This window comes from Caballeronia choica (genome assembly GCF_001544535.1).
Classification (GTDB): Bacteria; Pseudomonadota; Gammaproteobacteria; order Burkholderiales; family Burkholderiaceae; genus Caballeronia; species Caballeronia choica.
This window is the reverse complement of record NZ_FCON02000020.1, coordinates 18,736-32,652: the sequence shown is the minus strand read 5'-3', so window position 1 is coordinate 32,652 and position 13,917 is coordinate 18,736. Positions and strand designations below refer to the sequence as shown.

At 60.7% G+C, this 13,917-nt stretch carries 13 protein-coding genes; 9 read left to right on the top strand and 4 right to left on the bottom strand.

Annotated features, from left to right (window positions below; genetic code table 11):
• The first annotated feature begins 182 nt into the window (after positions 1–182).
• The 7 genes from AWB68_RS11830 (at position 183) to AWB68_RS11795 (ending at position 8,708) form a co-directional block, all read left to right on the top strand.
• Positions 183–1,010, top strand: coding sequence for a type IV secretion system protein (locus AWB68_RS11830; RefSeq protein ID WP_235028285.1), 828 nt, complete (start codon positions 183–185; stop codon positions 1,008–1,010).
• Positions 1,010–2,410, top strand: a complete 1,401-nt coding sequence (locus tag AWB68_RS11825; protein ID WP_087644537.1) for a TraI domain-containing protein — start codon at positions 1,010–1,012, stop codon at positions 2,408–2,410. Before AWB68_RS11830 ends, AWB68_RS11825 begins: the two co-directional genes overlap by 1 nt.
• The gene (gene traD, locus AWB68_RS11820) at positions 2,407–4,278 is read left to right on the top strand and encodes a conjugative transfer system coupling protein TraD (protein WP_087644536.1); all 1,872 of its coding nucleotides are present in this window, start codon (positions 2,407–2,409) and stop codon (positions 4,276–4,278) included. The genes AWB68_RS11825 and traD overlap by 4 nt, the downstream gene beginning before the upstream one ends.
• A gap of 8 nt (positions 4,279–4,286) precedes the next feature.
• On the top strand, positions 4,287–4,805 hold the full coding sequence (locus tag AWB68_RS11815; protein WP_087644535.1) for a hypothetical protein: 519 nt from the start codon (positions 4,287–4,289) through the stop codon (positions 4,803–4,805).
• 203 nt (positions 4,806–5,008) lie between these two features.
• Positions 5,009–5,623, top strand: a complete 615-nt coding sequence (locus AWB68_RS11805) for an IncC plasmid conjugative DNA transfer DtrJ family protein (protein WP_087644533.1) — start codon at positions 5,009–5,011, stop codon at positions 5,621–5,623.
• 488 nt (positions 5,624–6,111) lie between these two features.
• Positions 6,112–6,972, top strand: a complete 861-nt coding sequence (locus tag AWB68_RS11800; RefSeq protein WP_087644532.1) for an ATPase — start codon at positions 6,112–6,114, stop codon at positions 6,970–6,972.
• A gap of 11 nt (positions 6,973–6,983) precedes the next feature.
• Complete coding sequence (locus AWB68_RS11795) at positions 6,984–8,708, top strand: ATP-dependent helicase (RefSeq protein ID WP_087644531.1); 1,725 nt, start codon at positions 6,984–6,986, stop codon at positions 8,706–8,708.
• Between the two features lie 126 nt (positions 8,709–8,834).
• On the opposite strand, the gene AWB68_RS11790 is transcribed toward AWB68_RS11795, so the two are convergent.
• The 4 genes from AWB68_RS11790 to AWB68_RS11775 all read right to left on the bottom strand — a co-directional run bounded on the left by AWB68_RS11790 (position 8,835) and on the right by AWB68_RS11775 (position 11,616).
• Complete coding sequence (locus AWB68_RS11790) at positions 8,835–9,014, bottom strand: CsbD family protein (RefSeq protein WP_087644530.1); 180 nt, start codon at positions 9,012–9,014, stop codon at positions 8,835–8,837.
• 543 nt (positions 9,015–9,557) lie between these two features.
• Positions 9,558–10,010 carry a bactofilin family protein gene (locus AWB68_RS11785; RefSeq protein ID WP_087644529.1) on the bottom strand — a complete coding sequence of 151 codons (453 nt, stop codon included), beginning with the start codon at positions 10,008–10,010 and terminating at the stop codon, positions 9,558–9,560.
• 8 nt (positions 10,011–10,018) lie between these two features.
• Positions 10,019–10,915 carry a hypothetical protein gene (locus tag AWB68_RS11780; protein WP_087644528.1) on the bottom strand — a complete coding sequence of 299 codons (897 nt, stop codon included), beginning with the start codon at positions 10,913–10,915 and terminating at the stop codon, positions 10,019–10,021.
• Positions 10,916–11,016: 101 nt separating this feature from the next.
• Complete coding sequence (locus tag AWB68_RS11775) at positions 11,017–11,616, bottom strand: DUF1845 domain-containing protein (RefSeq protein WP_087644527.1); 600 nt, start codon at positions 11,614–11,616, stop codon at positions 11,017–11,019.
• 658 nt (positions 11,617–12,274) lie between these two features.
• Here AWB68_RS11775 and AWB68_RS11765 point away from each other — a divergent pair.
• Together AWB68_RS11765 and AWB68_RS11760 are read left to right on the top strand one after the other, a co-directional pair.
• Positions 12,275–12,559 carry a DUF7696 family protein gene (locus tag AWB68_RS11765; RefSeq protein WP_235028284.1) on the top strand — a complete coding sequence of 95 codons (285 nt, stop codon included), beginning with the start codon at positions 12,275–12,277 and terminating at the stop codon, positions 12,557–12,559.
• The gene (locus AWB68_RS11760) at positions 12,556–13,869 is read left to right on the top strand and encodes a recombination directionality factor (protein WP_087644525.1); all 1,314 of its coding nucleotides are present in this window, start codon (positions 12,556–12,558) and stop codon (positions 13,867–13,869) included. The genes AWB68_RS11765 and AWB68_RS11760 overlap by 4 nt, the downstream gene beginning before the upstream one ends.
• The last annotated feature ends 48 nt before the right edge of the window (positions 13,870–13,917 follow it).

Here is a 13,917-nt window from a genome sequence, read left to right as displayed (position 1 = left end):
CGCGCACCGTGCGCGCTTTTCTCGTAAGCGTCTGCGTGTTCTTGGTCGCGAGCCTCGGCTGTGCGTCCGCGTTCGCCCAGACAGATTCCGCCGGCACCACGGCCTCGACGTCCTCGTCGACGTCTGCAGCATCACAGAATCCGAACAGGGCCGGTGATTTTGCTGTCGGATCCAGCCAAGCGTTGACCCAGATCAGCGGGCTCGTCGGCAACCTGATTTCGACCGCCGTCACTGCAAGCGAGAGCGTCAGAAAAGAAGCCGACAAGTTTGCCTGGGGGCTGGGCGTTATCACCCTGGTTCTGGCAGGGGTGAGGTTCTCCGGGACACACCACCCTATCGCCGCATGGGTGAATCTGTTCGAGGAGATCGCCATTGTTGGCGTTTTTGTGGCGCTCTATCTGGGCTATACGACGGCTGCGCCGGGCTTTTACAGCTGGTTCAACGATCTTGCGGTCCAAATTGGTGGCGCAACGAGCAACTCGGCCGCGACACAGATGGCCACGTTAGGCGGAACGATCCTGGATGCGTTACGACAGCAGGTAAGTGTGCTTCGAGCCGCCACAGACATGAACGGGATGGTTGCGGACATCCTCATGTTGGCTCTTGCATTTTTGGCGATGTGCATCGCAGCGGTCGTTTTCATGTACTTTTCGGCGATTGGGCAAGTTCAGGCAGCCTTCGGTATCGTCCTCGGCCCGATTGCCATTGCGTTGGGATTCTCCAGCTATACGCGCAACTACTTCGTGAAGTGGCTCGATTGGATGATCAGCGCGGGCATGTACGTTGTCGCGGTCGCAATTTTGATGAAGCTTATGGGTCACGCAATCGCAGATTCTGTTGCCGCGTCAGCGCAACATGCAGGAACGACGGTTAATTCCGGTTTTGTGTTCAACTTGGCCGTGTTCATTTTGCTGCTGTCGTTCGAAATTCCAAAGCTGGCGGGCATATTCGGTGGTGGAGCGAGCGCGACTGGCACGGGTCCGCTCAAGCTGGCGCGGGGTTTCTTCTGATGTCGAGCGCCCATCATCCGATCGCATCCGATGCGTTGCTCGCGACTCACCAAAAGCGCATCGAACTCGTGCGCCAGTGCGCCAACGAGAGCACGCAGGCGGAGTTCGAGCGCAAATGGCTCTCGGTGCTTCGGCGCTGCGCTGTGTGGTTCTCGTCCATGCCGTTGACGCCCGAGCTCCACGCCGAGCCGGGCGGCGCTTTCCGTGCGACGGTCGAATCGACGTTTTACGCCTTGCGGCTCGCTGGTGGCCAGAAATTTGCTGCCGACCTGAGCTCCGATAAGCGCCGGCGGTTGGAGCCCCAGTACAACTACGCGGTGTTTCTGGCGGCGGCTTGTTCCTCTCTGGATGAACCGTGCCGTCACTTCGACTTCATCCGGGTGTCGGACCGCACACCGTGGAACCCGGGCGCGCACGGCGCGTTCGGCACCTGGATTAGCGATGGCGACTATTTGGTTCAACGCCGCCCGACGGCACTCAAAGGCGAGCGGATGCGCACTGCGATGTTCGCCCAGACGGTGATCTCGGCGGAATTGCTGTCCGGGCTCGATACGGCGGTGCTTGCCGATCTCTTCGGAGCGATCAACCCGGAGAGAAGTCCGTTGGGGTTCGAGGCGCTGGTGCATAAGGTCGTTCGCCAAGCGATGGATGTCGCGGGCAACTTCGAGCGAAAAGCTCAACGTGGCGTGTTCGCTCCGGTGAAGTTTGACGTGCCGCCGGCCGTCCATGTTGCGCTTGAGCTTCAGCCGCAAGTCGCGGCGGTGACCGTACCTGCCGGCGCGGCGACACCTACGGCGCCCGCGGCACCCGCAACGACTCTAGCGGCCGCACCCTCGAGCGCGGTGGCCGCCCCTGCCGAAAAAGCGACCGCGTCGCCCGCTCCGGTGGATCCGGCACAGGCATCGGCGCAGCCGTCTGCGCCGAGGGGTTCACAGTTTTCTCAGTCCTTGCTCGATGCGTTGGAGCGCAGCGAAGCACAGGCCGCCAACGCGGCCGCGAGTGACCTCTCAGCTCAAGCGTCGGCACCGCCCCCATCATCCGGCACGCCACGCGCGCCGGCTGCGGACCCGGCGACGGCCGGCGTAGCGCCGAGTGAAGGCAAGGCGTCGCGCTCCGGCCCGAGCGATGAGGAGCTGAACGAGGTTCTCGGACCGGGCGCCGCGATGATGCGGGAGTTTTTCCGCGCGCTCGCGGACGACGTGGCCGCGGGCAAGGCCAAGGTGGCGTGGGGAGAGCAGGGGCTGACGGTTCAGAAGCGCCTGATCGGCGCATACGGCTTGACGAGTGACACGCTCGTGGAGCAGCTCAGGAAGCGCAGCCTCCTGATGCGCGCGGCTGGAAACGACATCTGCATCGTTGAGCGCGCGGGACGGCTGATCATGGAGCGGCCTGCGGCATGAACTACGTCAATCATTTTCGTCCGATCTACGAATTTCGGCCACTGACTATCTGGCCGGTCGCCATCGTCGGTATTTTGGCTTCCGGCATGCCGTATGGCTGGGCGTTCGCACTGGCGAGCCTTGCGCTGCTGGTCGTACGGGGATATCAGGTTTGGCGCGCGCTGAGCTTTCGCGTGGCTATTTCAACGAAGTGGCTGAGCAGGATTCATATCGGCACGCTGTTGGCCACGCAAAAGACGATGCGCGAGCGCGAGGACTCCATGTACCTTGGCATTGGCTTCGAGTGGACGCAGAAGCATACGCAGATCGCGCACGACATTTTGCGCATGCCGGTGACCGACATCCCGTCGTTGCCCCGGTGGCTTTCAAAAACCGAGATCGGTCGCGCCATCGAGACACGCATCGAGCTGCTATTTGCGCCCAAGGACAGCGTACGCGACCGGATGCCGCAAGGCTCGTCCTGGATTCACGGCATGGAGCCGAAAAAGGTCCGTGTGCCGTTCCACTACAAGGCGATGGGCGGTCACACGCTCGTCGGAGGTACGACAGGTTCCGGAAAGACTCGCACCTACGAGGTCATCTCCACCCAAGTCATTTACAATCCGAAGGACGTGCTGATCATCGTCGACCCGAAGAACGACGACGACTGGAAGAACCGCGTGGAAAAGGAATGTGCGCGCGCCGGCCGGAAATTTCTTTACTTCAACCAGGCCAAGCCGAATGAGTCGATCCGGCTCAACCCGCTCGAGAACTGGTCACAGCCGTCCGAAATCCCTTCTCGCATCGCGCAATTGATGGAAGAGGGGCCGTTCCGCGACTTCGCGTTTCTGTTCATCGACCGTGCGGTAAAAGGCGAGCTGTACGTGGGGGACAAGCCAAACCTGCGCTCGATCCTCAAGTATGCGCAATCAGGCATCGGCACGCTGCTTGACCGGTGCCTACGCCGCTTCTTCGTTGCAAACGACCTGACGAACTGGGAAGAGCTTGTCGTGATCGCGACCGTCAAGGACGCGCGCGGCCGTAATGATGTCTCGCTCGTCGACGGCATGGCCAAGCTATACATTGACCGGTTCGCGGCCGACGATCGCGGGCACGAAACCATCGATGGCCTGATTGCCACTTATACGCATGACCGCGAGCACTACATGCGGATCATCGCCTCAGCGTTGCCGTTGCTTCAGATGCTCGCCACCGGGGAAACTGGCCTGATGCTCGCGCCAAAGGCCGACGACTTCGAGGACGAGCGGGAGATTTGGGACATCGACAAGATCATCAAGCAGAAGGCGGTCCTCTACATGGGCCTCGATTCCCTGTCGAACAACATTGTCCAGAAAGCAATAGCCTCGATGGCGCTGTCGGATGTGGCGGCGGTGTGCGGCTCCATCTACAACTTCTATTTGGAGAAGCCCGACGTCGTTCTCATCATTGATGAGATCGCTGAAGCGATCAACGAACAAGTGATTCAGATCCTGAACAAGGGGCGGGGCGCGGGCTTCAAGGCCTTCGTTGCCTTCCAGGCGCGGGCCGACCTCGAGGCGAAACTCGGAAACGCAGCAAAAATGCTGCAGGTTTTAGGAAACCTAAATAATCAGGTGATTTTAAGATTGGAAGATAGCGACACCGCCAAATGGTTCTCGGACAAGGTGGGGGAGACAGCGATTCGAGTGGTGAATATCTCGAATAGCACCAACACCACGACCGAATCGCACGCGATGGAGTTCAGCGGATCTCAATCGCGCACGTTGCAGTTGGAGAAGGTGCCGCTGATCCCAGTGCGGCTCATCCATAGCTTGCCGAACCTGCAGTACTTCATGCGCATTTCAGGGGGTGTCGTGTACCAAGGTCGAATTCCCATCATCGAAGGCTAAAACCAACTATGTCCACCGTATTCAAAAATATCATTCGCGATCGCAAGCTGTCGCACAAGCTGATTCCGGTGTTCAACGTAGCGCCCGAACTGGAGCTCGCGTGCTCGCGCGTGGCTGAATTCGTGGGCGAGCGCTTCCGTGGCGACAAGGGGCCGCTTGCCGCCGAGATGATCGAGTCGGCACTCAGCGGGTTCAAACGTGCGAAGCGCACGGGCGACCAGCATGTTGCCTTCATGCAGGGACTGTTCGAACCGGCTAAGTCGCTGTACGCGCGCCGCTACGTCGCGCGTCGGGGAGAAAAGCTGGCTGTATGGTCGCCGATGCTCGAAGCGATTCCAGCGTTCGAGGAGCGCCACGCAAATTGCGAGTTCGAGACGATTGACGAACGCTGCCCCGAACAGATCACCGAGCGCACTGCCGCTTTCCAACTGGCCTCTCGCGTGCTGCAAGGCGAAGCGTTCCGTTGCTACTTCGAGGAATACGATGTCGCTCACCGTTACGATCATAGCGAAGTTGTCGGGGGTTGATTCCGACACTGCCCGCCGGGCACTGCACACGGCGGGCGCCTTCGACGACCCGAGCGCGATGCCGCCTGAGGAATTCACGTATGGGGCGGGCGCCCGGTGCTATGCCTTGGCGACGATCGCCGACTACCGTCCAATGTTGTTTTGGGGTGGACTCGGGGCAATTGTTGCGATCCTCGTGCTCTTTGCCGTGAGACTGTTACATCATGGCTAGCCGGTTCGGGTCGCATCTGAAGCTCTGGTTCGTGCTGGTGCCGGTTCTCGCGATCGCCGTGATGCCGGCGATCCCGGAGCGCTTGCTGTTTGAGGTGCCGGATGCAGAGACGGCCTCGCTCGTCGTCTCGATTGGGCAGGAGCGGGCCGACACGGCGGTGCGCTCGGCCAACCAAATCTTCCGCCGCGCGTTCGTGGACAACGGCCTGCTGCAGCGGACGTTGTCGGCTTCGGGCAATGTCGGTGGAATGAACGACGGCGGGTTCTCAACCTTCGCCCACACGTGGACTGAGAATTTCTGGTTGCTCGTCTACCGGATGCTGTTTCGCGCGATGGTGATGAAACTCTGGATCTTCGGGACGGTGATGTTCGCGCTCGGCATGTTCGTCGATGGCTCTGCCTGCCGTAAGATTAAAGCGTCGGCGGCCGGTTTTGTCAGTCCGCTCTCGTTCCATCTGGCCGGTCACGGCCTGCTGCTCGTCACCGGAATGTTGTTCGGCGTTCTGGTCGTGCCGGTCCCGGTGCTCGCCGGGTACTGGGTGGCGGTCGCCGCGTTCCTTGGCTCGCTACTCTGGAAGGCCGCCGAATCATTTCAATCGGCGCGGTAGCAGAGCGATAGGGCAGCGCGGTTTTGTAATATCGTCCCGGAAAGGCGAAACAAAAGTCGGGGCTTTGTCCCAAAGTAGATGTAACGCGTTACATCTACTCCCTCATTTCCGTCAGGCTTCCCTTTCCACCCGCATTCTCAGAGTCCTCGATTCCCATGCAGGCGGGCGTCTGTGACGCTCCTCGCATAGCGCATCTTCCCGCGCTCTACCTTTCGCTTGGGGCTACCTGTATCCCTGCCAGGCCCGAAAACCAAGAACACGCTTCTTCGTACATATGGCTACAGGCAGATTGAGGCGACATGCCTTCCTCCCGCCCAGTGCCCGCGTCGGCGCCTCTCACCTTCATCCCAGTCTAAAGCCATTCGAAATCGTATGTGTTTCGGGCGTCTTGAGCCGTTGCGCACGGCAACAATGGCATTCATGGGCCGCGTGCGCGTGCCTGAATTCCCAACGACGAAACCGGACCCAAGTCCGACCTGGAGAGGCACATGAGCACTGTGGCAGATACCGAACTCGAAAAATTCGTGACCGAAGACGCATTGGACGGCGCATCGAAAGCCCACGCAGAGCAAGCGGCGCAAGCTACTCGGGAGGGAAGCGACGGTGCTGACGACGGCGAACTTGAGCGCGAGTTGACCCAGATGGAGGCAGACGCCGACCATCTGCACAAGGAAGGCGTGATCTCCACCGACGACGCAAACATGAAGCGTGCCGAGGTGGCCAAGACGCGTAAGCTCTTTCGTGACCTGCCGGGAGAGGAGCGGATCGCCATCATCAAGCGTCGCCGGGAGATCGGCCGCCTGTTGATGGAGCGCCAGCTCTCGGGTGCTGCCGTCGTGGCGGTCCGCGTGCGGCTGAACCATACCCGCCTGAAGCCGTTGTTCGAACAATGGTGGCCGTACCTGAACCGCATGAGCATCAACATGCAGCGGTTCGGCCAATCGACGTTCGGCGCGGACGACAAGGAAGTGGTCAATACCTTTTTCGAAAAGCAACTCGCCTCGATCGAGGCGTATGCCGTTGAGCAGTTGCGCGTCGCCGGAGGCTACCGCCAGCAAAAGGAAGCCGAGCTACGCGCGAACAACGATTTTGTGTTCGAGCCGACCATTCCGATGCCAGCCCTCGATATCGAGGTCGAGGCCTACTCGCGCTTTTCGATGCGCGTGCTCACCGCGATCATGAAGTTCGACCGCACCATGGATCACTTCGACTTCATGGTGTGGAATGGCATTCGCGATCAGTCGGACGTCGACGACGAAACCGTGCGCTTCCTGAAGAAGGTGAACCCGCTGGGCGTTCGTGGTTACATGACTCACCTGAAGCTGATGACGACGGTTCGCAGCCTGTAAAGGAGGGCGGCATGCTGGACGAGTTGAATGCCCAGCAACGGGAAGTCGCCGAGTTGCGCCAGAACTGCGTTGCGATCGCCTGTCCTGGCGCGGGCAAGACAAAGACGATCGCGACAAAAGCTGCGCTCCTGCTGCAAGAGGACGCCGCGGTGGTCGGGGCGGTGACTTTCTCGAAGGATGCCGCCATTGAATTGCGGGATCGGATTCTCGCGGTTGCTGGCAAGGCCGTGAAGAAGCGGCTGATTGCCGGCACTTTCCACTCTCTGGCATTCAAGCAGCTTCGGCGGCCCGGCGCCCGGGCGCTCGACATCGCCTCGGACGGTGACCGTCTGGGCTTGCTGATTCGCGTCATGCAGGACCTGGGACTTGACGGCAAAGCTGAGGACGTCATCCCGACGATCGAGAGCATCAAAACGAACTTCGGCCGGTGCGACGTCGACAGCGAAGACGGGAAGCTGTATCACGGCTATCAGGATGCGCTCGCGCGTAACGGCAAGATCGACTTTCAAGACATGCTGCGCCTCTCGGTCGAGGGCATGCACGACGGTTCGATCCTGCCTTACCCATTCAAATACTTGCTCGTCGACGAGTTTCAAGATACCGACCCGCTGCAGTACCGCTGGATCGAACTCCACGCGAAAGCCGGCTCGATCGTAACGGTGGTGGGTGACGACGACCAAAGCATCTACGCGTTTCGCGAAGCGCTCGGCTATCGCGGCATGGAGTCGTTCATCAAAGAGTTCGACGCGAAGCCCGTCGTGCTCGGGAGCAACTATCGGTGCCGCTCCGAGATCCTGTCGGCCGCCGACCGGGTGATTCGCAATAACGTCGACCGCATAGCCAAGGTTCTGCGGGCTGAGAAGGGTGCTGGCGGCCGCGTCCTGTCTTCCCGTCATGCGGACGAATACATTGAGGCGGTCGCCGCGGTCGAAACCCTCGCGCCCTTGCTCGGGACGGGCAAGTCGTGCGCCATCCTCGCTCGCACGAATCGCATCCTCGATCCCTTGGAAGCCGTCTGTCGCTCTGCAGGGGTGAAGTACTACCGGGCCTCGGGCGCGTCGGTCCTGAGTCGTCCGGAAGGCGCGTTAATGTGCAATCTGCTCGAAATAGTCGAGCGGGTTAAGGAAACCGGGCTCGACGCGGTGCTCGCGCATATGGGCCTGCGCGCAGAGCAACTTCGCGCGCTGCACGCCAGTATGGGCGCCGAACTGATCCAGAAACCGCGCGCGGAGCTGGTCGAACTGGGCCTGCCGGAAGAGGTGGCGACGAACTATCGAGAGTTCATGAAGCGGCTCGCCGAGTGGCGCAGCCTTTGTGATCGGAAGTTTTACTCGTTGACGCTTTCGGGCGTGAGCGAGTGGACGCTGAAGTACGCGAAGAAGGATCATGCGATCCGGGCGATTCAGGCGACCTACGACGTGGTGTCCCGCCTCGCCGGCACATTCGCAGATCGTTTGCAATTCATGAAGCAGGATAACAACGTGCCGACGCCGGGCGCGCTGATTCTGACGACCATGCACAGTTCGAAAGGATTGGAGTGGGACCATGTCTGGATCGCACGCAGCGAAGAGTCCATTGTTCCGGACACGAAATCCACGGAGCCTGAGGAACGCCGGCTTTTCTATGTTGCGATGACGCGCGCGCGCGAGACGCTGATGATGTCCGGTACGAGCAAGAATTTCGCCTCGCGGTTCGTGACCGAGGCCCAGATCGAGGGCGTCGCTGAGGCAACGTAGCGCTCCGATTACCCGGTGTTAGCAGACCGTCGTCGAACGAGAATTGAACCGTTCAGCGCAAAAATTGACGTGAAAAAGCGCCGGCTCGTCACCGGCGCTCTCAACGTTTCAACCTTTTCTATCGCATTACGGCTTGCTCTTCTTGATGTCTTCCTTGACGTCGCCGTACTGCTTTCGAGCCTCGCCCGCGCCCTGCTGAAGCTGACCCTTGGCCTTCTGCGCTGGGTCGTCGGTCATGTTGCCGACAGCTTCATTGACCTTGCCTTTCACCTTCTCGGCGGTACCCTTCACTTGGTCCTTGTTCATGGTGATCCTCCTCGCGGTAATGTGGGGCGGTTGCCGCCCACACGAGGCGTTGACGCAAGTTGCGGACCCGGTCGCGAAGGCAAAAAAAAGCCCGCACGCGGCGGGCTTCAATCCATATCAGTGGAGACATGGAGGAGACGAACTCAGTATAAACCCTAATCGTCAGAAATTGCAAGGTGGACGACTAAATCTGTTGTTTTGGGGTTGGAGCAGTTCAACTTAGCGCCGCGGCATTTCCGGCGACGACGCCAGCGGAGCATACCCACCTACTTGTGCGGCGGGTGAGCTTTAATCGTGCTCCGGAAAGCCGAACCGCTCCTTGACGGAGTGACCGACGCCATCTGCATGTCGATCGCAATGCGGTGTGCCGGCCGGCATCGCAGCACGGTTAATTATCCGCCCCGTGTCGAGCATACAGAAACACCGCTCCTCAAATGCTGCTTCCTGAGCGGCCGCCTCCCAAGTCACTGTAAGAAAGTCAAAGATGGGATCGATCGGTTGCACGGTCGGGCTACAGGAGACGAGTTTTCCTGATTCGGGGCATCAGGCTTTTGCCCGCGAGATTTCGGTGACGTTCGAATCGCCGCGATCAACGCTAGCCACCGCGGCCGGCCGCGTGTCAGACGGCGATGCGGGGGCGGGGTCCGACTCCACCTCGATCGTCAGCATGCGGGCCAGGCGTTTGAGCGTGCCGTTGAGCGCCGCGCGCGGGCCGAGTCGGATCGTGCCGCAATAGTGGATGTCACCAGTGACTTGTCCGTTGATTTCGAGCGAATCGCGTGCGTGAACGTTCCCATCGACGCGCCCGTCGATACGAACGTGCTCGCCCTGCGCGCTTCCCTTGATAAGACCGCCTTCGCCAACGTGCAGAAGTCCCTGGGTCGACATCAGCCCGCCGTCGCAAAGCCCGAAGCAGCTGATGCCGTGATCGACGATGATGTCGCCGGTGATGGAGCAGCCCGCGGAGATGAGCGTGATGTTGGGTATTGTTTTCATGGTGACTCCTAGAACATTTGCACTTCGGTCGAACCAGCGCGTCTCGTCGGCGCGAGCTTTCCTGCGTCAGCGTCAGCGGCCTGCTCAGTGCGCGGTCGCGAGATAGGCTGGCGGACCGTCCGTGCGGACCTGGGCGCATCGGAGGCGGCGCTTGTCGACGCGCTCACCTGAGTCTGAACCGAGGCCGACTGGACTGCCGCCGCCGGTGTCGCGTTCGGCGGGGTGGCGGACTGCGCGGTGGGCTGACCGGCCGGCGCGACTTGCTTCGTCGCCGGTTGCGCGTTGGCCGGTGCTACCGGCTGCGGCGGGGCGACCGCCGCGGCGGCCGCCTGCTGTGCTTCGCCGCGGCTTGTCGGCGCGCGGCGGATCGGCGATGCGGCTGCGAGTTGCACTTCGGAAGACAGCGCGGCCGGGGCTTTCGGCGTATCCAACACGGCCGCTGCGCGCATCGAAGCGCGGAACTGGTCGGCCGTCAGCCCCAACGACGAAGCGGTGCCGAAGTCACTCGCGCTTAAGGCCGGCGCTGCGGCAACCGGTCGAGCAGGCGTGGCGTCAATCTCGTGCCCGCCCGGCGCCGGCGGCTCCCCGCGGGCAGGTGATTTCTGTTGCATTGTGGTCGAGGGGATTGCGGGCGCCGGCTGAGCGCTCGTGTCAGCGCCGCGGCGCGTCTTGTAGAGCGACGCGGCCCCCATGCCTGCCATGCCGATCAACACGGCGACGCCCACGGCAATGACGCTGCGGCGAACGAGCGGACCCGCTTGAACCCATCTGGCGCGCGCCGTCGGCGCATCGTCGGCGCTCAAGTCACCGGGTGCTGGGAGAGCAGCGAGCTGGCGCGGCAGGTCGATGACCATCGAATCGGGAGCAAACTGCGCGTGCAGCCGCTGAATTTCATGGATATCCATTGGAAGTGACTCTTCTCGTAGTCGTGCGTTCGAGCGTATCCGGTGCGCGAGCTTGTCAAGCATTCACCGGACGATGGGGAGCCGCCGCTCAATGCCGTCGGTCAGTGCGCGTTGTCCGGAGTGGGGAGCAGCAAGCCTTCTGGCGCGTAGCGATCGTTGTCCGGTATGCACAAAAAGGGGATCTGCTTGATTCGCGCTTCGGCGCTGTCCAGCGCGAGCTTGCGTTGATGCGGCATGACCGACCGCGTGAAGAGCGCTTCCATCGTCTTCACGAACAGGGCGTCGTACATCGTGAGCAGGCGCACCAGACGGCCCGAGAGCGGATGCTTGATTTCGAGCGTCACCGACTCGGAGGAGATTGCCGCGTTTCGCCCATGCAGCTGATTGGCCCACGCCAGGGCCTTCTTGAAAAACGCCTCAGCGACGCGGAACTCCGCATCAAGCGCGAGGAGTTTGCCGCCGCGCGCGAGGGTCATCTTGGCCGCGCAGAAGTTGTAGTCGGAACGGCAGAATTCGCGTGTGAACGCGGAGTAATACTGCAGTTCGGTCTTCGCCAGAGTCTCGCCGTGGATTCGATCGAGACGCGAGTCGCTCGTAAGACGCTCGAGCGGGCGTAGGCCGCTGTAGCCTTCGTCGTTGTGCGATACGATTTTCCTCTCTGGATCCGCCCCTTCGGGCGTGTCAGTGTCGAAGCCAGACATGATTGTTCTCGGGTGTATGTTCTCTCAGGCCCACATTCTCATTGAACATGCGGAAATCGAGCCGGCGAAAGCCATACGAAATTCGCGAGCTTTCCAGTACACGTTTGGACGTTTTTCCCTAATACTTCAATCCATACCCCGCGTCTCTGACGCATCGACCTCGACTCCAAGCCCGGAGTCCATCTTCTCTCTCCAAGTCGTGCCCAGGTTGTTTCTGTAGGCATGCTCCGACCGGATAGCTACCGGTGTGGAAAACTTCCTTGTGCTGAGCGTGCTCGCTACACACTCCCCAATTTCAGCCGTGATACTCGTACCCTTGACCGCATTCATTTGCGCCGGGACGTCGTTCGAACCCGGGGTTTCGGGTGTTCTCTCTCCAGAGCCTGATCTGGGTAGAACGATCGAAGTTGGCTGATCCGTGATACCTGCGGCGGAAGTGATTCTGAAAAGGGCTGTTGCGCGGCGTGACCATGCCGCGCGAGAACGACTTTACGTTCTCTGACTGAGCGCACCGGATCTCCGGGCGCTCCCTGCACGCCACGTCCCCGGAAGGGACGTGGCGCGTAGGTCTCCCTCATTATCGATTTCACGAAGCTCGCTCCCTCAACGGAGCGGGCTTTTTTTTCGTCCACCGCGTCCTGCGACTGGACCTTTCTCAATGGAGGTGCCGTTCATGTTGTTGCCCGACCGCCTCAACCAGCGTATCGCTGAGGCTATCAAGCATCAAATCACTTACGAGCGTGATCAGGCAGACACCTCATCTGCTGTTTGGCGCGCGCGCTGCGAGGTCGCTCAAGCCGCGATGTTGAGCGACGCCGATCGCTCTATCTTCATTCATCACATAAGCGAACGTCGCGGTAGTGCTGCGGCCCGGGATATGCAATCTCAGGCCGAAACGCTGCGGACCAACGCCATATCCTTTCTCGCAAGGAACCCGTCATGAACGCTGTTGTGCAGATGTTCGATCACACGCCGCGCAGTCTCGTCGAAGAGCGAGCCATCCGGCCGCCGACGATCGGCAAGATTCGACCCGGTATCAAAGTGCTGACGCGCGCCAATCAAGCCAACGAAAAGGCCGTCAAGCTCTACAACGACATGGTGGCTGCGGGCGACTCGTTCGAGGCGATTGGCAAGACGCTGGAAACGTCTCTGAAGCTTCGCAATGCGCTCATTCCCAAGAACGTCGATTACTTCGTTTGCAGGCGCTCCGACTTCTCGAATCCCGACACGGCCGATGAGATCCTGAGGCTGTATGGCGAGGATCGAGGCAATGGCGTGAAGCTGTATCGCTTTCCTGTCATGTTCGCGTTCGATGACTGGCTGCGAAATGTGCCCAACCAGATGGCGGCATACACGACAGCAGGGCGGCAGTACTTCTCGGAGTACGACCGCGACGGCAAGCGCTACTGCAAGACGTACGCGCCGGTCGAACGTAACGCGCGCGCGCAACGTGCGCGCCGGTCCTTCGGTGGTCGACTTGTGGTGCATCGGCAAGACGATGACATCCCCGACGGGATCTGCGACCCACACGTCTGTCCACAGTACCAGGACCGAAAGTGCAATCTGACTGCGAACTTCATGTTCGCGGTGCCCGACGTCAAAGGGCTGGGTCTGATCGAACTGCCGACCAACTCGATCTACGTGCTCCAGAAAGCCTATTCCGCCATGCAAACGGTGGCGCTCGCGCGCGGTCGACTCACTTGCACACGCTTCCGGCTCTCGAAGAGAGAGTTTGACATCACGCGAGTCGACGATAACGGGCAACCTGTTCGCCAAAAGCAGATGTTGACGGTTCTAGATGCTGACATCGACCTCGGCGCGTTGCTGGATGGGGCGGAAGCTGGGCAGCCGGCACTGGAATCGGCCAGTCGCGCAGTTGCGCTTATCGAGGCAGATAGCACGGTCGGAACGTTGGATGAATCGACACTCCAACCGGACGACGACGCAGGCGGGAACGCGGACGGTAGCGCAGGATCGACGGAAACGACCGAAGACGATAGTGGTATCGATTCCGACGAGACGCTTGAAGATAAGCGACACAAGATGTCCGATCTGCTGCACCGTCTCGGACTGAGTCAGCCGGAACGACAGAACGGGTTTCGCATGTACGCGCATCAGACGTACGGTCGAGGCTGGATTGAGCGTATCGTGGACGTTGATGCGATGAATGCGCGCCTCGCGGCCGCACTCGACGATCCTGCTTCGCTCGACGTTGAAATCCAGGACGCAGTTGCGCAAGCAGCATACGTCTAACTTGGGCCGGCCCCCTTCGAATCATCATTCGAAGAGATGGGCTGGCTG

Excerpts from the sequence above, each read along its gene's own strand:
- AWB68_RS11795 (WP_087644531.1), top strand. The coding sequence starts at position 6,984 with ATGCTGGACGAGTTGAATGCCCAGCAACGGGAAGTCGCCGAGTTGCGC.
- AWB68_RS11760 (WP_087644525.1), top strand. The coding sequence starts at position 12,556 with ATGAACGCTGTTGTGCAGATGTTCGATCACACGCCGCGCAGTCTCGTC.
- AWB68_RS11815 (WP_087644535.1), top strand. The coding sequence starts at position 4,287 with ATGTCCACCGTATTCAAAAATATCATTCGCGATCGCAAGCTGTCGCAC.
- AWB68_RS11775 (WP_087644527.1), bottom strand. The coding sequence starts at position 11,616 with ATGTCTGGCTTCGACACTGACACGCCCGAAGGGGCGGATCCAGAGAGG.
- AWB68_RS11780 (WP_087644528.1), bottom strand. The coding sequence starts at position 10,915 with ATGGATATCCATGAAATTCAGCGGCTGCACGCGCAGTTTGCTCCCGAT.
- traD (WP_087644536.1), top strand. The coding sequence starts at position 2,407 with ATGAACTACGTCAATCATTTTCGTCCGATCTACGAATTTCGGCCACTG.
- AWB68_RS11800 (WP_087644532.1), top strand. The coding sequence starts at position 6,112 with ATGAGCACTGTGGCAGATACCGAACTCGAAAAATTCGTGACCGAAGAC.
- AWB68_RS11825 (WP_087644537.1), top strand. The coding sequence starts at position 1,010 with ATGTCGAGCGCCCATCATCCGATCGCATCCGATGCGTTGCTCGCGACT.
- AWB68_RS11765 (WP_235028284.1), top strand. The coding sequence starts at position 12,275 with ATGGAGGTGCCGTTCATGTTGTTGCCCGACCGCCTCAACCAGCGTATC.
- AWB68_RS11785 (WP_087644529.1), bottom strand. The coding sequence starts at position 10,010 with ATGAAAACAATACCCAACATCACGCTCATCTCCGCGGGCTGCTCCATC.
- AWB68_RS11805 (WP_087644533.1), top strand. The coding sequence starts at position 5,009 with ATGGCTAGCCGGTTCGGGTCGCATCTGAAGCTCTGGTTCGTGCTGGTG.
- AWB68_RS11790 (WP_087644530.1), bottom strand. The coding sequence starts at position 9,014 with ATGAACAAGGACCAAGTGAAGGGTACCGCCGAGAAGGTGAAAGGCAAG.